Annotated in this window: 15 protein-coding genes; 3 read left to right on the top strand and 12 right to left on the bottom strand. The window is 29.7% G+C overall.

Features of this window, described 5'->3' with window-relative positions; translation table 11 throughout:
• Positions 1–40: 40 nt before the first annotated feature.
• From CPAL_RS03515 to mraZ, 4 genes are read right to left on the bottom strand one after another with little or no spacing between them, the layout of a single operon-like run.
• Complete coding sequence (locus tag CPAL_RS03515; protein WP_061857346.1) at positions 41–2,236, bottom strand: stage V sporulation protein D; 2,196 nt, start codon at positions 2,234–2,236, stop codon at positions 41–43.
• A gap of 14 nt (positions 2,237–2,250) precedes the next feature.
• A complete protein-coding gene (locus CPAL_RS03510) occupies positions 2,251–2,745 on the bottom strand; it encodes a hypothetical protein (protein WP_061857345.1) in 495 nt (164 codons plus the stop codon).
• A gap of 27 nt (positions 2,746–2,772) precedes the next feature.
• Positions 2,773–3,702: a 16S rRNA (cytosine(1402)-N(4))-methyltransferase RsmH gene (rsmH, locus tag CPAL_RS03505; RefSeq protein WP_106024114.1), complete on the bottom strand. Its 930-nt coding sequence runs from the start codon at positions 3,700–3,702 to the stop codon at positions 2,773–2,775.
• Between the two features lie 14 nt (positions 3,703–3,716).
• Positions 3,717–4,145, bottom strand: a complete 429-nt coding sequence (mraZ, locus tag CPAL_RS03500) for a division/cell wall cluster transcriptional repressor MraZ (RefSeq protein ID WP_061857343.1) — start codon at positions 4,143–4,145, stop codon at positions 3,717–3,719.
• A 227-nt stretch (positions 4,146–4,372) separates the two neighbouring features.
• Here mraZ and ychF point away from each other — a divergent pair, with 227 nt between their 5' ends.
• Positions 4,373–5,470 (top strand): redox-regulated ATPase YchF, encoded by a 1,098-nt coding sequence (gene ychF / locus CPAL_RS03495; protein WP_061857342.1) that lies wholly within the window; start codon positions 4,373–4,375, stop codon positions 5,468–5,470.
• Positions 5,471–5,590: 120 nt separating this feature from the next.
• Here ychF and CPAL_RS03490 read toward each other — a convergent pair whose 3' ends face one another.
• A complete protein-coding gene (locus tag CPAL_RS03490) occupies positions 5,591–7,885 on the bottom strand; it encodes an AAA family ATPase (protein WP_061857597.1) in 2,295 nt (764 codons plus the stop codon).
• A 261-nt stretch (positions 7,886–8,146) separates the two neighbouring features.
• On the opposite strand from CPAL_RS03490, the gene CPAL_RS03485 reads away from it, so the two are divergent.
• Positions 8,147–8,560, top strand: a complete 414-nt coding sequence (locus tag CPAL_RS03485) for a hypothetical protein (protein WP_061857341.1) — start codon at positions 8,147–8,149, stop codon at positions 8,558–8,560.
• A gap of 24 nt (positions 8,561–8,584) precedes the next feature.
• On the opposite strand, the gene CPAL_RS03480 is transcribed toward CPAL_RS03485, so the two are convergent.
• A complete protein-coding gene (locus CPAL_RS03480; protein ID WP_061857340.1) occupies positions 8,585–11,131 on the bottom strand; it encodes a calcium-translocating P-type ATPase, SERCA-type in 2,547 nt (848 codons plus the stop codon).
• A 181-nt stretch (positions 11,132–11,312) separates the two neighbouring features.
• Between CPAL_RS03480 and CPAL_RS03475 the strand changes: the two genes are divergently transcribed.
• The gene (locus CPAL_RS03475; protein ID WP_061857339.1) at positions 11,313–12,956 is read left to right on the top strand and encodes a putative manganese-dependent inorganic diphosphatase; all 1,644 of its coding nucleotides are present in this window, start codon (positions 11,313–11,315) and stop codon (positions 12,954–12,956) included.
• A gap of 46 nt (positions 12,957–13,002) precedes the next feature.
• On the opposite strand, the gene CPAL_RS03470 is transcribed toward CPAL_RS03475, so the two are convergent.
• The 6 genes from CPAL_RS03470 to CPAL_RS03445 all read right to left on the bottom strand — a co-directional run bounded on the left by CPAL_RS03470 (position 13,003) and on the right by CPAL_RS03445 (position 17,690).
• A complete protein-coding gene (locus CPAL_RS03470; RefSeq protein ID WP_061857338.1) occupies positions 13,003–13,749 on the bottom strand; it encodes a hypothetical protein in 747 nt (248 codons plus the stop codon).
• Between the two features lie 142 nt (positions 13,750–13,891).
• A complete protein-coding gene (locus tag CPAL_RS03465; RefSeq protein ID WP_106024113.1) occupies positions 13,892–14,698 on the bottom strand; it encodes a flagellar hook-basal body complex protein in 807 nt (268 codons plus the stop codon).
• Between the two features lie 24 nt (positions 14,699–14,722).
• Entirely contained in the window at positions 14,723–15,517 is a 795-nt protein-coding gene (locus CPAL_RS03460) for a flagellar hook-basal body complex protein (protein WP_061857336.1), read from the bottom strand.
• A gap of 223 nt (positions 15,518–15,740) precedes the next feature.
• Entirely contained in the window at positions 15,741–16,283 is a 543-nt protein-coding gene (locus CPAL_RS03455) for a hypothetical protein (RefSeq protein WP_061857335.1), read from the bottom strand.
• A gap of 19 nt (positions 16,284–16,302) precedes the next feature.
• A complete protein-coding gene (locus tag CPAL_RS03450; protein WP_106024112.1) occupies positions 16,303–17,031 on the bottom strand; it encodes a FliA/WhiG family RNA polymerase sigma factor in 729 nt (242 codons plus the stop codon).
• Positions 17,032–17,033: 2 nt separating this feature from the next.
• Complete coding sequence (locus tag CPAL_RS03445) at positions 17,034–17,690, bottom strand: flagellar brake protein (RefSeq protein WP_106024111.1); 657 nt, start codon at positions 17,688–17,690, stop codon at positions 17,034–17,036.
• Positions 17,691–17,699 lie beyond the last annotated feature (9 nt).

Raw genomic sequence — 17,699 nt, 5'->3', positions numbered from 1 at the left:
ATATTATCTTTAACTTAAAACTTTCTAAAGTTCTCTCCTTTTAATCTCCAAACTCATTAAGAGTTAAAACTATTGTAGCAGTACCTCTATTGACTTTACTTCCTGCTGATATGCTCTGCTCAGAGACTACTCCTTCTCCAATAATCTTAGCCTCAATTCCAAGGCTTTTAAGAAGTTCTATGGCTTTATCCTTATCATATCCTTTAAGATTTGGTACTACCACTTCCTTATTATAGTTTTGTGTGTTCCCGCTGTAAAGTACTATTTTGCCGCCTTCGCTTACAGCATAACCTGGTTTAGGCGTCATATCTACTATATATTCACCCTCGTTGGTTATTTCATAACTTAGTTTAGCATCTTTTAAGACTTTTATGGCCTCTTCTTTTTTTAGTCCTCTTACTTCAGGAACAGTTACATTTCTAACCATAACTTTATCAGCATCGCTGCTATTTAAAGCCATATAATTAAATATATCAGTAAATACCTGTTTTGCAACTGGTGCAGCAATCTGTCCAGCATAGTATTTAGATGGATCCGGTTCATCGATAGATACAAACACAGTAATTTTAGGATCATCAGCTGGTGCCATACCTCCAAAAGATGCAATATACTTGCCTGCAGCATATTTACCATTTACAACCTTTTGTGCCGTTCCTGTCTTACCAGCTATTTTATATCCATCTACAAAAGCATTTTGTCCTCCACCTTCGGATACTACCTTCTCTAAATATCCTCTTAATTTAGCCATTATCTCTTCATCTTCAATTTTTTTCTTTTCCTGTTCTATATTATTAAAATTCACATCAACTATTCTTTTATTATTTTCATCATAATGAACTATTTCTTTTACTACATGAGGTTTTATTAAGTATCCTCCGTTAGCTATCGCATTTAAAGCTCTCATATACTGTATAGCTGTTAATGTATTTGTCTGACCAAAAGATATGGTAGCTAAATCTGTATCACTTATATTTTCAGTTTTCTTAATTATTCCCTTAGCCTCTCCTGGAAGATCTATTCCGGTTTTTTCACCTAATCCAAAAAGTTGTATATGTTTATTTAGCTTTTCTGCTCCTAACTTTCTTCCTAAGTCCATAAATCCTACATTACATGAGTTTTTAAGTATATCAGCAAATGTTTCTGTTCCATGACCAGTTCTTTTCCAACAGTGAATTGTTCTTTTTCCAATTGTTGTACCTCCTCCGCAGGTAATTTCATAACTGTCTTCATCTACCACTTTTTCTTCTAAAGCAGCAGCAGCTGTTATAACCTTGAAGATAGAACCTGGTTCAAAAGTATCACTGACAGCTCTATTTCTCCAATTCTTTTGGAGTTCTTCATATGTCTTTCCTTCTTCCCAAGGAGAATTAGGATTATAGTCTGGTTTATTAGCCATAGCAAGTACTTCCCCATTTTTAGGATTCATCACTATAATAGTGACCGCTTTAGCCTTATTATCAATTAGAGCTTGCTCTGCCGCTTTCTCAGCAAAGTGTTGTATCATTTCGTCTATAGTAAGTACTACATCTTTCCCAGGTACAGGCTTTGTGTATTCTGAAATTGTATAAGGAAGATCTTGACTTTTGTTATCCGTCTCTGCAATTTTTACTCCTGGAATCCCTGCTAAATATTTATTATAGGTCAATTCTACGCCTGTTAAGCCCTCTCCATCTGATCTTGTATGTCCTAATACATGAGCTAGGAAATTCCCATTAGGGTAATATCTTTTTGTATCAGGCGATACTATAACTCCTCTCAATTTTTGTCCTTTAATTTCAATGTTTCTGACCTTATCTGCCTCTTCCTTTTCAATCCTTCTTTTTAAAGTAGCTGAACCGATAGGCAGTCCGCTCGGCAGAGTCTTTTTTAGAGTTTTGAGTACTTCTTCCTTGTCCATATTAAGAGCTGTAGCTAATGCTGATGCTATTTCTTCGTCATCAATTTCATATTTTGCCTTTGTTTGTCTTAGAGTATTCATATCTAAATCAACTCTATATACGTTAGCACTTACTGCTAACTCTTGACCATTTCTATCCAAAATCCTTCCTCTTCTTGCCTCGATTTTAACTTCACTTGTCCACTGGTCTGTAGCAATATTTTTATACTTTGCAGATTTTATTATCATAATATATCCTAGTCTAATTGTTAGTCCAAAAAACAAAAGCAAAAGTATGCCGAAAACTATTAGCATCCTTCGCTTTACTATAACTTTATCTCTATATTCCTTTTTAATCACACTTTTTACCTCCGTTAATATAAAATCTTTTTTAATCTCTCAATCATCCCCTCATTTTCTTTAACATCTTCTTTTGAAAAACTCTTAAAGTTATTTTTTTCCAAGTCTATGTACACAATATTAGATTCGTTCTTAGGAAACATATTTAAGTTTTTCACTGCATTATTCTCTATTTCTTTAATATTGCTATACTTTAGTAATCCAATTTTTAAATTTTCGTTTTCTGAATTTACTGTAGAAATCTCACTTTTCACATCTAATATATCTTTTTCGATATTGTATATTATTGAATATCTGTATACTACAGCGATTCCAATAATAAAACAAAATATAATGTTTCTTAAAATTGTTACTTTCTTGTTTACCGATTTTTGTTTATTAATTTTAATGTGCTCCTTTTTTAGTTTTTCTAAATCTCTTTGTTTATCATAATCAATTTGTCTAGAATATATCTTTTGGGGTGCTAAAGCATTGTTACCATTTATATTATTTCTATTATTTATTATCAATTTATTCCCTCCATCCTAGTTTTAGAACTATATTTTTTCTGCAACTCTCAGTTTTGAACTTTTACTTCTTGAATTTGAATTTTTTTCTTCTTCCGAAGGTTCAATTGGCTTTTTAGTAATTATATCTATAATAGGCTTTTTACCACATACGCATACAGGAAATTCTTTTGGACAAGTACATGGATTTTGAAGTTCTTTAAATTTAGTCTTTATTATTCTATCCTCTAAAGAATGAAAAGTTATTATAGCAATCCTTCCACCTGAGTTTAAATTTTTTATGCTATCTTCTACAGCTTTATTTAATATTTCAAGTTCTTTATTTACTTCTATCCTTATAGCCTGAAAAGTTTTTTTAGCTGGATGGCCTCCCTGCTGAAATTTAATTGGTATAGATCTTTTTATAATATCTACTAGTTCTAATGTAGTTTGAATAGGCTTTATCTCTCTTGAACTTACTATATTTCTAGCTATTTTTTTTGCGAATCTTTCTTCTCCATAGTCTCTTATAATTCTAAAAAGATCCTCTTCACTATATTCGTTCACAATTTCATAAGCTGAAATACTGTCCTCCGTATTCATTCTCATATCAAGAGGAGCATCTTTCATATAGCTAAATCCCCTTTCAGCAGTATCTAATTGATAAGAAGAAACTCCTAAATCCATTAAAACTCCATCTACGCCATCTATATTAAGTTCTTTTAAAATATGGTCTATGTTATAAAAATTATCGTGCACATAGGTTACATTACTATATCCTTTTAATCTTTCTTTAGCAGCTTTTATAGCATTTATATCCTGATCTATTCCAATAAGTCTTCCTTCTTGCGATAGTCTCTTAAGTATTTCACTTGAATGTCCTGCTCCTCCTAAAGTACAATCCACATAGATGCCATTTTCTTTTATATTCAAAGCTTCTATAACTTCTTTTAATAATACTGATACATGTTTAAATTCCATACTATTCTCCTTTTCTATATTCCAAGTTCACTCATCTTTTCTGCTATTTCATTAAAATCAATATTTGAAGAATTGTATTCTTCCCATTTTTCCTTTCCCCATATTTCAATTCTGGTCATTACCCCAATACTTACTATTTCCTTATTTATTTGAGCATATTCTAGAAGACTTTGAGGTATTAATGCCCTTCCTTGCTTATCTAAAGTTACTTCATTAGCTCCGGAAAAGAAAAATCTTATAAATGCTCTAGCATCTTTACTTGTTAGTGGGAGTTCTTTTAGCTTTTGTTCTAGTATTTTCCACTCATCCATAGGATAAATATATAAGCATCCATCAAGACCTTTAGTCAATACAAATCTATCACCTAAATTTTCTCTAAACTTAGAAGGAATTATCATTCTATTTTTACTGTCTAAAGAATGCGTATATTCTCCTATGAACATTTTCCACCCCTAATAATCATTTTCTCTCCACTTCACTCCACTTTTAACCACTAGATGTTATTATTCTATACTCATTAGAAATTTCCTTCTTTAAAATTAGTTTTTTAATACAATTAATTTTAATATTCAATAAATTATTATAAAAGCGTCTTTCTTGCAATGAAATTTAATCTAGAGTATAATTTACTAGAATATTATAATAAATGATAAGAAAGGAATGTACATAGATGAAATTAGGAATTGTTGGTCTACCTAATGTTGGAAAAAGCACTTTGTTTAATGCCATAACAAAGGCCGGAGCAGAATCTGCAAACTACCCATTTTGTACTATCGAACCTAATGTTGGAGTAGTAACTGTTCCAGATAAGAGATTGGACGTGCTTGAAAAAATATACAATCCCAAAAGGAAAATATATGCTACCGTAGAGTTTTATGATATTGCAGGTCTTGTAAAAGGGGCTAGTAAAGGTGAAGGACTTGGAAATAAATTTTTATCCCATATTAGAGAAGTAGAAGCTATAGTTCATGTTGTAAGATGTTTTCAAGATGATAACATAGTTCATGTTGAAGGTTCTATTGATCCTATACGCGATATAGAAACAATAAATCTTGAGCTCATATTAGCAGACCTTGAAGTCCTTGAAAGAAGAATTGAAAAAGGAGTTAAGGCTGTTCGAGGTGGAATTAAAGATGCAAAGTTTGAGCTTGAAGTAATGGAGAGAATTAAAGCTCATCTTGAATCTAATAAACCAGTTAGAACAATGCAATTTACCGATGAAGAAAAAGCCATTGTAAAGGGTTTATTTTTAATTACTTCAAAGCCTATATTATATGTTGCTAATATATCTGAAGATGATCTTATATCTGGAAACTCTGAAAATGCCTTTGTAAAAGCAGTTAAAGAATATGCAAAAGAAGAAAATTCTGAGGTAATAACTATATGTGCAAAAATAGAAGAAGAGCTATCCTCTCTTGAAGATAATGAAAGAGACGAATTGCTATCCGAGTATGGCCTTACAGAGCCAGGACTTAACAAGCTTATTCGTTCAAGCTACTCTCTTTTAGGTCTTATAAGCTTTTTAACAGCTGGTAAAGATGAAGTTAGAGCTTGGACTATAAAAAAAGGTACTAAAGCGCCTAAAGCTGCTGGTAAAATTCATACAGATATCGAAAGAGGCTTTATACGAGCAGAAATCATATCCTATGATAAACTTATAGAATGTGGATCTGAAGCTGCCGCTAAAGAAAAAGGCTTTTACAGATTAGAAGGTAAAGACTATATTATGCAAGACGGAGATATTGTAAACTTTAGATTCAATGTATAAAAAAGCTTAAAAGTGTAAAGTAAAAAGCTATAGCTTTTTACTTTACACTTTAACCTTTAAATTCTACCCTAAAAATTCTGACTTTCAATTTGCTAACCTCTAATTTGTTACGTTTTAACTTTATCTGCTAAATGTTTTTCCTTTCTTTCCGTATTTCTTAAGTTCCTTTTTTACATTATTCATCACTTCATCATAGTCTCCCATTAAAATATTTATAGCATCCTTTACTGTATTCATAGTGTATATGTGAAATTTTCCATCTTTTATAGCATTTTCTACTTCATCGTTTAGAATTAAGTCCATTTTATTAGAATATGGAATCAATGCTCCTTTGCCTTCAATTGAATCTACAACCTTACACACTTTAAAAAACCCCTCAATTTTTTCGTTAACTCCACCTATTGCTTGAACATCTCCAAATTGATTTATAGATCCAGTAACTGCAATGTTCTGTTTTATTGGCATATTGCTCAAAGCAGAAATCATACTAATTAACTCAGCTACAGAAGCACTATCCCCATCTATTTTCCCATATATCTGTTCGAAACTTAAATGAAAATTAACCGGTAACTTATCATATCTTCCCAATATCTCATTAATATATCCCTTTAAAATATTTACTGCCTTACTATGAATGTTTCCACTTAAATCGCTTTGCTTTTGTACATCTATTATCTCTCCTTCTCCTTTACAACAAGAGCAGGTTATTCTTATAGGCTTTCCAAAGCTCAGGTATCCTGTACTAACTACAGAAAGGCCATTTATCTGTCCTATTCGCTTACCTTTTACACTTAAAAGTATTTTTTTTTCTTCATAATACTCTCTTATTTCTTTTTCTATTAAATCTTCTTTATATATTATTTTAATTATATCATCTTTAGTAATAATTTCTTTTCCTTCTCTTTCTACTTTATTACTACATATAGTAATAATTCTCCTTATTTCATCATTATCTATATAAAATTTATTTCTATTTTCAGCCTTTCGAGATAAATATTTAGCAACTTCTTTTATAGCCTCTTCATCTAATTTCTTCAATCTTCCACCATCACATAACCTATTAATGTTGTTTATTAATGAAAACTTTGTATCATGGTCAATATTAACTATAGGATTATATTGAGCTTTAATTTTGAATATCTTTTTAAAATCTTCATCATAGTTAAATAAAATATCATAGGTTTCATAATCTCCAATCATAATTATCTTTTGTTTTAATTTAATAGGTTCTGGATCTAAGCTACTTAAAGATATTAGTTCTGCATATCCTCTATTGTAATTAAAATTAAGTTTTCCACTCATAATAGTCTTTTTTAAATTATAATAGGCTGTTGGATTAGATAAAAGACTATTGGCTCTGATTATAAGGCATCCTTCATTAGCTTTAAGAACACTTCCTCCTTTAATTAAAGATAAATCTGTAACGTAAGTTCCGTTTTGATTTTTATATTCTATGTTTCCTAATAAATTTATTACATTAGGATCCTCTTCAAATATAACTCTTGGTTTATCATACTTGCTGTTATCGACAAGAATATTAACATCATATCTCATAATTATCTCATTTATTTTATCTTCATCATCTTCATATATCATTGAATAATTATGACATGCATCATTCTCTATTTCTTCACACATTTCATCTAGAAATTTTACTACTTCTTCATCTTCATAAAACTCTTTTCTGTACTTTTCCTTTATTCTATTTGATTGTTCTTTTAAAAACTCATTCATTATTTTTTTTATCTTTTCTACTTCTACTGTTTCTATATTTTTTAATGAATCTAGTATTTCTGCAGATTTTATTTTAAGATCATTAACCTTCTTTAATATTTCTTCTTTACTTTTAGGTTCAAGAGCATCATATTCTTTTTCAGTCATAATTTCTCCATTAGTTATTGGAATAAATGTAAATCCTCTAGTTGTTGATCTTAAATCAAATCCCTGTTTATGAGCGTTACTCATAAGTTCGTTTATAAGTTCGCTTCTCTTTTTTTGTATATTTTCAATTATCTCTTCTTTCTTTTTATTTGTAGAACTATTATAAAATTCATATATAGATTTAAAATAAAAATTTTGAATTTCTTCTATAGTTTTTTTGAATAAGTGTCCTTTTCCGTTTGATATATATAGAGGATAAGGCTTTTCTGGATCTTCTTTTATTACATAGCATATATCTTTGGGTTTATCTCTATTTTTAAGAATTTCTTCTATATACTCTTTAAGATTTTTTAATTTTACTTTAGAAAAATCATCTATTAAATAAACATTATATCCCTCATCTTCTATCTCTAAAGCTGTCCTAATATTTTCATAAACCTCCCATTTATATTCAGGTAAATCAAGTTTATCTTCTCTTAAGTCAATATCTTTAAAATCAATATTATATATAACATCTTGGGATGATAACTCCATCATTCTATCCCTCCCTTTCATCACACTTACTATATTAATATTCTATATTTATTAATTTAGGAACAAAATTGATATAAATATTTAATTAATTATTACATTCTTAATATATTAGAGAATTCTGTATGTATTTGCTCATATTGGGTTAAGCTATAATTAATTGTTTTAAAAAAAATAATACTATGATATAATAAAGTCTAGTTATAATAGTTCTTTTAATTCATTCATAGAAACATAGAAATCATTTGTAAAGGAGTTATTTATATGGGTTTTAGAGAAAAATTAGCTGAAAATTATACTAAAAATTACTTAAGAAAATATGGTGATAGAATTACTCAAGCTCAAGGTAAGGTCATGTCAATAAAAATTCAGGAAAAATCCATATTAGGAATTTTTCATAAATTAGTAGTATCTATATTAATTAAACCTGATAGAAGTAAAAATATAATTAAATGTTACTATAAAACAAATAGATGGTTTAAAAAGCCAAAATTCATGACAATAGCTCAAGGTCATTCTTTAATAATCCAAGGACTAAAAGGTAAAAAAGGTAAAAGCGACAGAGAAACCATTAAAATTCTTAATATATTGAATATGACTACTAAAGGTCAATTAGTTCCTATTGAAGGAGATGCCATTAAAAAAATCCAGCAGGCTCAAAAAATAAAATATAGATAAAAACGTTGGCCTTCGTCAACGTTTTTATCTTTTTCTCATAAATAAATATAGACTGTTTATAAATGAAATAGTTCCTGAGTAAAATAAGATTATAGCCCATTGTCCTAAATTTAAAGCCACTGTATGAAATATGTTTCTCAAAAATGGCACATATATTATAGCCAAAAGCATACAAACTGATACTAAAACAGCTCCTACAAGGTATATATTTGTAAATAACTTAATTTCAAAGATAGAGTGTTTTTCAGATCTGCATTCAAATACATGAATTAGCTGTGACATTATTAATGTTCCTAGTGCTAAAGTTCTACAAGCATTTAGATTCATACCATAGTATTTTCCTGTTAGGAAAGCTAATATTGTGCATACTCCTATTAAGCTTCCTCTTAGCAAAATTTTCTCCTTTAATCCCCTTGCAAACACACTTTCATCTTTTGCTCTTGGCCTTTGAAGCATTATATCTTTATCAGGAGGATCTACTCCAAGAGCTATAGCCGGAAGTCCATCAGTGGCTAAATTTACAAGTAATATTTGTATCGGAAGAAGAGGTGTTTCTAAATAGAATAAGGATGCTAAAAACATTGTAAGAACTTCTCCTAAATTGCAGGATAGCAAATATCTTATAAATTTTCTTATATTGTCATATATAATTCGTCCCTCTTCCACAGCTGAAACTATAGTAGCAAAATTATCATCTAATAATATCATAGATGAAGCTTCCTTAGTAACATCTGTTCCTGATATTCCCATAGATATACCTATATCTGCTTCCTTTACAGCCGGAGCATCATTTACTCCATCGCCAGTCATGGCTACTATGTTATTTTTTTTCTTAAATGCCTTTACAATTCTCAATTTATGTTTAGGACTAACCCTTGCAAATACAAAGAGTTTATCTATTCTATTATTCAGTTCTTTTTCAGATAACTTGTCTAATTCTTCTCCTGTAATTACTTCTTCTTCTCTTTTACATATACCTAATTCTTTTGCAATAGCATAAGCAGTGTTTTTATGATCTCCTGTAATCATAACTGGTCTTATTCCAGCCATTTTACACTTTAATACAGCATCCTTTGCCTCTCTCCTTGGAGGATCTTTCATGCCTGCTACCCCTATAAAGATTAAATTATTCTCTAAATTACTTCCTTTAGATATATCTGAGTCCTTATAAGCAGCAGCTATACATCTTAAAGCATTGTAAGACATTTCTTCAACTTGCTTTATGACCCTATTTTTATATTCCCATTTAAAAGGAACTACTTCATTATTTATCAAAATATAGTTACATCTTTCTATTACTCTCTCTGGAGCCCCTTTAACATAGCATCTCTTTTTTATTCCTTCTTCTATTATTACAGACATCATTTTTCTATTAGAATCAAAAGGTATATCATAAATTCTCTTTCCCTTGCTTAAAAATTCTTTTATATCACTACTTTTATTAAAAAAAGCTTTTATTAACGCTGTTTCCGTTGGATCACCAAGCAGTGATTTTTCAAAATCCTTTTGACTAAAATCATACCCACAATCATTACAATATACAAAAGCCTTTTTTAGAATTTCAAAGTTTGTCTCATTTTTTTCTTTAATATCATAAAGCTTATTATTATAATATATTTTTTCTACGGTCATATTATTTTGTGTAAGAGTCCCTGTCTTATCACTACATATTATTGATGTACATCCTAAAGTTTCTACAGCAGGAAGTTTTCTTACAAGAGCATTTCTTTTTAGCATTCTAGAAACACCTAAGGCTAGAGCCACTGTAACTATAGCAGCCATTCCCTCTGGAATCGCAGCAACTGCCAAGCTTACTCCGAGCAAAAACATTTGATACTTATCCTGTCCTCTAGCAATTCCAAGTAAAGTCACCAGAGCACAAATAGCTATACATACTACAACCATTACTTTACCTAGGGAAGTTAGCTTTTTCTTTAAAGGAGACTTTTCAGTTTCTATGCTGTCTAGCATATTAGCTATTTTGCCCATTTCAGTTTGCATTCCAGTCTTAACCACTCGCGCTTTTCCTTTTCCTCTAAGTATTATGGTTCCCATATAGACGCTATTATTTTTATTATTCAAACTCTTTTCTACTCCTACAGACTCTCCAGTAAGCAAAGATTCATCTGCAAGAATATTATTTCCCTCAAGAAGTATGCAGTCTGCCGGTACTCTATCTCCACTTTCTAAAATTACTAAATCTCCTGGAACCAAAAATTCTGCATTGATTACTTTTATTTCACCATTTCTAATTATTTTTGCTGTAGGTGCTGCAAGACTTTTTAATGCTTCTAAAGATTTCTCAGTTCTAAATTCCTGAATAAAACCTAAAATAGCATTCATAATGACTATAATGATTATAGTTATAGCATCTGCTTCCTCTCCTATAAGAGCTGACAATATAGTAGCTGCTAGTAATACCCAAATTATGAAATCATTAAATTGTTCTAAAAATATTTTTATAGGTGAAAGTTTCTTTTTTTTCTGTAGTGCATTTAGCCCATACTCCTTTAATCTTTTTTCGGCTTCTGCATTTGTAAGACCTCTTATCATATTTTTTTCACTAACCATGTTCTTCCCCCTATCATTTTAAGACACCATTTAATTATCCAATTCTTTGCACCCCTAGAATAATATATGAATGTTACCTAGCAACTTATGAAAAAAATATATTTTTTTAAAAAATTATAAAATATACTGGTTTTATGGTAAAATAGTAAAGTAATTTTTATTATTATAGGAGGAACATTAGATGAAAGATGTAGTTTACATTACAGGACATAAAAACCCAGATACAGATTCAATATGTTCTGCTCTTGCTTATGCAGAATTCAAGAATAAATCTGCTGGTTTAAACGCAATACCCATTAGAATAGGTGAAGTGAGCAGAGAAACTCAATTTGTATTAGATTATTTTGGAGTAAAAAAGCCTCGTTTTGTTGAAAGTTTAAAAGCTCAAGTTAAGGACTTGAATATGGATAAAGTCCCACCTGTATACCCAGAAACTTCTTTAAAAACTGCATGGACTTTAATGAAAAAAAATAATGTAAAAACTTTACCTGTAGTAGATAACGATGATACCTTTATAGGACTTGTCAGTCTTTCAAACTTAACTACAACCTATATGGATATATGGGATAATTATATTTTAGCTAAGAGCAACACCTCTTTTGAAAATATAGTTGATACCCTAGCTGGTAAATCAATATATCAAAATAAAGATTTAGAAAAATACACAGGAAAGATTTTAGTTGCTGCTATGGAACCTAATAGCTTGAGAAAAATTATGGAACCAGGTGATATAGTTATATGCGGAAATAGAGAGGATAACCAAGAAGCTATAATAGAAGGTAAAGCTTCTCTTATGATAGTTACAGGAAATCATGATATAAGCCCTGAAGTACTAGAGAAAGCTAAGAATAAAGGCTGCTCTATTATAACTACCCCTTATGATTCCTTTACAGCAGCTAGAATGATAATTCAAAGTATCCCTGTAAGATATGTTATGACTACAGAGGAAATTATTCATTTTAAGGATACAGACTATGTTGAAGACGTAAAAAGTGTTATGGCTAAGACTAGATTTAGAAATTATCCTGTTCTTGATAATAATAATAAGGTGCTTGGTACTATTTCAAGATATCACTTAATATCTCAAGTTAACAAGAAAGTAATTTTAGTGGACCATAATGAAATATCTCAATCCGTAGAAGGGCTTGAGGATGCTGAAATAATAGAGGTTATAGATCACCATAGAATTGCTGATTTGCAAACAGGTAATCCTATATACTTTAGAAATGAACCTGTGGGATGTACAGCTTCTATAATAGCTTCTATATTTTTTGAAAATGGAATCAGACCTTCAAAACAAGCAGCTGGTCTTCTAGCAAGCGCTATAATATCTGATACCCTTTTATTTAAATCACCAACTGCTACTAACTTTGACAGAATTATGCTGAACAGACTTACAAAAATAGCTGATATTGATGCTGAAGAATATGCTAAAGAAATGTTTAAAGCCGGAACATCCTTTGCTGGTAGAAGTGTGGACGAGATTTTTAATACAGACTTCAAAGTATTTACTCTCCTAGATAATAAAATAGGAGTAGCTCAAGTAAGTACTATGGATCTTGAAGGATTTAATTCTCTAAAAGATGAAATGTTAGCTTATATGGAAGAAAAATGCCATACTGAAAAATTCGATCTTCTTATGTTACTTTTAACTGATATAATTCAAAATGGTTCACAAGTAATAGCTGTTGGAGATAAGACTGAGTACGTAACTAAAGCATTTAATGTTACTTTAAAAGATAATTCTGCTTATGTTCCAAACTTATTATCAAGAAAGAAACAAGTAATCCCACCTCTTACAGCAGCCATAGAGGCTAGCAAATAAAAATTAGGGTTTATATATAAACCCTAATTTTTATTTGATTTAAAATCTAATTTGAGTTCAAAAGTAGTAAATAGAAAAATCCTATAAAATTTATCATGCATACTGTATATGCAACCCCTATATAGTCTTTAATGTGCACATATTCTATGTCTTTTTTATATCTTCCATAGCTTTTAATATAGTCTTTTTTATTCTTACCTTCAAAATAATAGTAAAAGTTTACAGATTCTATGTAGGCTGCCAAAATATTAACATTCAAAAGAGGTTTACTAAATATGTTAGATAAATAATCTCCTTTAAAATCCACTTTAAAATCTTTATGTCTTATAATATATATAAAGTATAAAAATCCCTGCATTAACATAGAAGGAATTATAGTAAGTATTTTCCAAACCTTTATAACTATTTTATTATCTTTATTAAAGCTTAAATTATAAATGATCATATATAAAATTGCAGCATAATTACCTAATAGAACTATATAGAATAAAGGTGCTGTAAACCCGCAAACAATTGCTCTTGTTATTTTTGATATGGTGTTATAAAAGTCGGCTTTTTCCTTTAAAGATAAATTCTCTCTTTCAGAATTACTTATATCTAATACTAAAAACGCAGTTATGCCATTATATATTTGCCCTTTAAAATTTAATTCTACAATTAAGCATATTAATATTCCAAATATAAGATATAAACTCTGAAGAAGATTTGTGTCTCTTATAATGCCTCTTAACTTTAAGTCTATGTTTCTAAAGAATATTTGTCTATTAAATCTCCATAATAAAATACTTAACAAACATCCAAATAAATACCCTATCCCAAATTACTCACTCCTTTAAATTTTAAATAAAAAATCCCTCCTAAACATATGTCCACTATAATCATATGTAGGAAGGTAAACGAATAATTCTATTTTTATGAATTTATTGATTAAATTTTTATCTACTTCGTAAATTATTTGCCATTTGCCACATTTCATCTGCTGTCTTAAGAGCGGATGAATTTAATTGAAATGCTCTCTGAGTTATAATCATATCAGCCATTTCTTTTCCTAAATCTACATTTGAGTTTTCAACAAATCCTTGGAGTATATCTGCATCTCCACTTTCTATAACTCTAGCCTGTTGTTCTAATCCATTTTCATCAACTGTTACTTCAGGAACATACAAATTATTTCCTATGCTTTTCATAGAATTGCTTCCTATAGTTTTATATATAGGTATTCTAAGACCATTATATCTGTCACTTATAAGATTTCCTTTATTATCTACTATAAAGTCCTTCTCCACAAAATTTCCATTTTGGTTATTCACGTTTATACCATTTTGATCTAATATAACAAGTCTATTTCCATTACTGTCAACAATGGTGCCATTTTTATCAATCTTAAATGTTCCTGCTCTTGTATAAGCTTCATTTCCATTAGGATCAATTACTTTAAACATGCCAACTCCATCTATTGCTAAGTCTGTATTCTTATCTGTTTGTAATAGACTTCCCTGCAAATTATCCATTTGCACCTCAGAAACCCTAACACCAGTTCCAGTAAAAACAGCATTTTCTTGTTTATTTCCGTCTACTGGATATCCTCTTCTTTTCAATGTTTCTTGCATTAAGTTGCTAAAATTAATCTCTTTCTTCTTATATCCTGCAGTATTAATATTAGCTATATTGTTTGAAATAATATCCATCTTTTCCATTTGAGCTGACATACCGCTTCTGGAATTCCATATGCTTCTTATCATAAATTAGTGCCTCCTATATGAAATTTAACCAACTTTTCCAACTTCATTAACAGTTTTTCCCAAAGTCTCATCTAAAGCTTGAACAACCTTTTGATTACTTTCAAATGTTCTCAAAGTCATCATCATATCTGCTATCTCACTCATAACGTCTACATTAGATCTTTCTAAGGATCCTTGAACTACCTTTTTATCTGTAAGTTGAACAGGATTTTCTCCTCTATAAAGATTGTCTTCAATCTTATTTAGCGTTGTATAGTCTTCAAAATCTACTATTTCTAATTGATAAGCAGGAGTATTATTTAAACTTATATCACCATTTGCACTACATTTAATACTTGCTATATCACCATTTACTATAACATTAATAGGTTCTAATGCTCCTGAGCTAACATTTCTTCCTAATACCATATCTCCCATGTCATTTACTAAATATCCATTACTATTTACATGAAAATGTCCATCTCTTGTATAGTAATTTTGAGTTTCTATACCATTATTTCTTGCTACTGTAAAAAATCCTCTTCCTTCTATTGCAAAATCAGTATCCTTATCAGTAGCTTCAATTGTACCCTGATTAAAGTTTATATAGGTCTCATCTATTTTGCTTCCCATAGATAAACTTCCTATGACATTTCTAACATTTTGTCCATTTACAATCTTATCATAATTTTGCATCAATACATCATCAAATTTTTTAGCTATTAAATTATCTTTTTTATATCCCACAGTATTTACATTTGCTAGATTATTGCTTATAACATCCTGCTTTGCTTCCTGAGTAACAAGGCCTGAAACCGCAGTATATATTCCTCTAATCATTTTTTCACCTCATCGTTTTTTAAATTATTATAACTAGACGTTTCTTCTATAACTTTATGTTCACTTTTATATTCCATTCCATATTCTCTTGCTTTCATTTCAATTTCGTATCTGGATAAATTAGTTCTTATTTTTACATTTATCATGAGTAACGTTGAAATAATAATTCCTATACCTATTCCTATAAGAACTCTTCTGTCACTTAAAAAATCTATAATGTCTTTTATTTTAAGTATAGATCTTTTATTAATAGTATTTCCCCCTTACCTATTTTTAGCTTATCTGCTATCTCCTCAGTACTAAGTCCCTCATCTATAAGTTTTTTAATTTCATTTATCTTTATATTATTATTTTTTTCTTCTTTATCTTCACTAATTTCTTCATTGATATTGTTTATTTTACTAAAATCAATATCTACAACATCAATTATGTTATCGTTATAATCTACTATATCTTTATATATTTTTTTATGTACAGTATCTAATTCCATTGTTTCGTCACTTTCATCATTTTCTATGCTTTTATTATCGTATATGCCTTTATTATTCTCTATACTTTTTTCCAAACTAACTATTTGAGTTTGAACTTCTAATAAGGTTTCTGCAAATTCCTTACGAAGTTTGCCTATTTCTACTTCTATATCTTTCATATCTGTTTCTGCTGTATTAAGAATTCCTTGAAAAGAATTTTTTTCTTTTTTTATAGCTCTTAAATTTAAAACTATCAAAGCTAGTCCAATTATAAGCAGAGTTATGGCCGTACCCATATCTTAGTCAACTCCTTACTTAAATTTCGTATTTAAGCTTACTCATCATCTTTCTGAGATGAATTATAGCCCTACTGTGAAGTTGACATACCCTAGATTCTGAAACTCCTAGTACTTTCCCAATCTCTTTTAATGTCATTCCTTCATAATAATACAAAGATAATACAGTCCTATCCTTTTCATTTAACATCTCCAACGCTTTTGTTAAATATTCAATTTTTTCCTGTTCCTCTAAGGCATTTTCAGGATTAGGACTCTTTTTGTCTTCAATGGTTCCCATTAAAGACATATCATCATCTTCCGAAAAAATTAAGTCTTCAAGAGATACAACTGATATATAATTTATAAAATTCTCTATCTCTCCTACTTCTTCTACAGTTATACCAAGTTCCTCTGCTATCTCTATATTGCTTGGATCCTTTAAATTTTTCTTTTGAAGCAGCTCTATCGCAGTATTATATCTATTTAATTTATCCATAGCACCTTTCGAGATAGGACTATTTTTTCTAATCTCATCTATCATAGAGCCCCTTATACGTATTGAAGCATAAGTTGAAAACTTCATGCCCTTACTCTCATCAAACTTATTTAAAGCATCCATAAGTCCTACCATACCATAACTAAGCAAGTCCTCAAACTCTATATACTTGCTCTTTCCTATAATTACTCTAGAAGCAATATATTTTACTAATGGAATATATCTTTTTACTATTTGCTCTCTTACATCTATACTGCTAGCTATGGACATATTTACTCCTCCCTTAACCCCTTTTTCATGTGTTCTCTCATAACCTGAAATACAAACCTTATTATCTTTTCCTGCTCCATAGTCTTCAAGTCTATAAAATTTATGCCATAAACCATCTCTCCTAATTCATCTGTTGAGGTCCTTTTCACCTCTCCTTTTACAATAATATGCCCCCTACTTATAGGTATAATTAAAGCTAATACATCATCTTTTTGAGCTGCTATATCTGTTTTAAGCCTAACTCCTCCTCCACTTAAATCTAATATAGTTCCTTTTTGAAATCTTACATTACACAGCTCTTTTTTACTTAATTCCAAATTTCTATTTACTAAAGCACATTTTGTTTCATAAACCAAAGGTACACGAACAAACTTTCTCCTTTGAATTTTTTCAAACTTATTAGGCATACTTATCCAAATCAATGGTATATTAGATTTATCTCTTTTAACAACTATGGAGGAAAACTTATATATACTCCCATCGTCATAATATAAAACTTCAATTTTTTCATCTTTTCTTAAGGGTAAGTATTGAAAATCTTTTATTGGAATGCTTATAGCTATATATTCATCTTTAATATCTTGAATATCGCAGATAAATACTCCTTCCTCAGATATTATTTCTACTCTGTTATTCACCTTAAATTTTAGTTCAGCCATTTATGTTCC

It is taken from the genome of Clostridium thermopalmarium DSM 5974 (assembly GCF_002995795.1).
Taxonomy (GTDB): Bacteria; Bacillota; Clostridia; order Clostridiales; family Clostridiaceae; genus Clostridium_H; species Clostridium_H thermopalmarium.
The sequence above is the reverse complement of the archived record's forward strand: the minus strand, read 5'-3'. Positions and strand labels throughout refer to the sequence as shown.

Coding starts and splice junctions, on each gene's coding strand:
- rsmH (WP_106024114.1), bottom strand. CDS start 3,702: ATGGAATTTAAACATGTATCAGTATTATTAAAAGAAGTTATAGAAGCT.
- mraZ (WP_061857343.1), bottom strand. CDS start 4,145: ATGTTCATAGGAGAATATACGCATTCTTTAGACAGTAAAAATAGAATG.
- ychF (WP_061857342.1), top strand. CDS start 4,373: ATGAAATTAGGAATTGTTGGTCTACCTAATGTTGGAAAAAGCACTTTG.
- CPAL_RS03490 (WP_061857597.1), bottom strand. CDS start 7,885: ATGGAGTTATCATCCCAAGATGTTATATATAATATTGATTTTAAAGAT.
- CPAL_RS03485 (WP_061857341.1), top strand. CDS start 8,147: ATGGGTTTTAGAGAAAAATTAGCTGAAAATTATACTAAAAATTACTTA.
- CPAL_RS03480 (WP_061857340.1), bottom strand. CDS start 11,131: ATGGTTAGTGAAAAAAATATGATAAGAGGTCTTACAAATGCAGAAGCC.
- CPAL_RS03475 (WP_061857339.1), top strand. CDS start 11,313: ATGAAAGATGTAGTTTACATTACAGGACATAAAAACCCAGATACAGAT.
- CPAL_RS03465 (WP_106024113.1), bottom strand. CDS start 14,698: ATGATAAGAAGCATATGGAATTCCAGAAGCGGTATGTCAGCTCAAATG.
- CPAL_RS03460 (WP_061857336.1), bottom strand. CDS start 15,517: ATGATTAGAGGAATATATACTGCGGTTTCAGGCCTTGTTACTCAGGAA.
- CPAL_RS03455 (WP_061857335.1), bottom strand. CDS start 16,283: ATGGGTACGGCCATAACTCTGCTTATAATTGGACTAGCTTTGATAGTT.
- CPAL_RS03450 (WP_106024112.1), bottom strand. CDS start 17,031: ATGTCCATAGCTAGCAGTATAGATGTAAGAGAGCAAATAGTAAAAAGA.
- CPAL_RS03445 (WP_106024111.1), bottom strand. CDS start 17,690: ATGGCTGAACTAAAATTTAAGGTGAATAACAGAGTAGAAATAATATCT.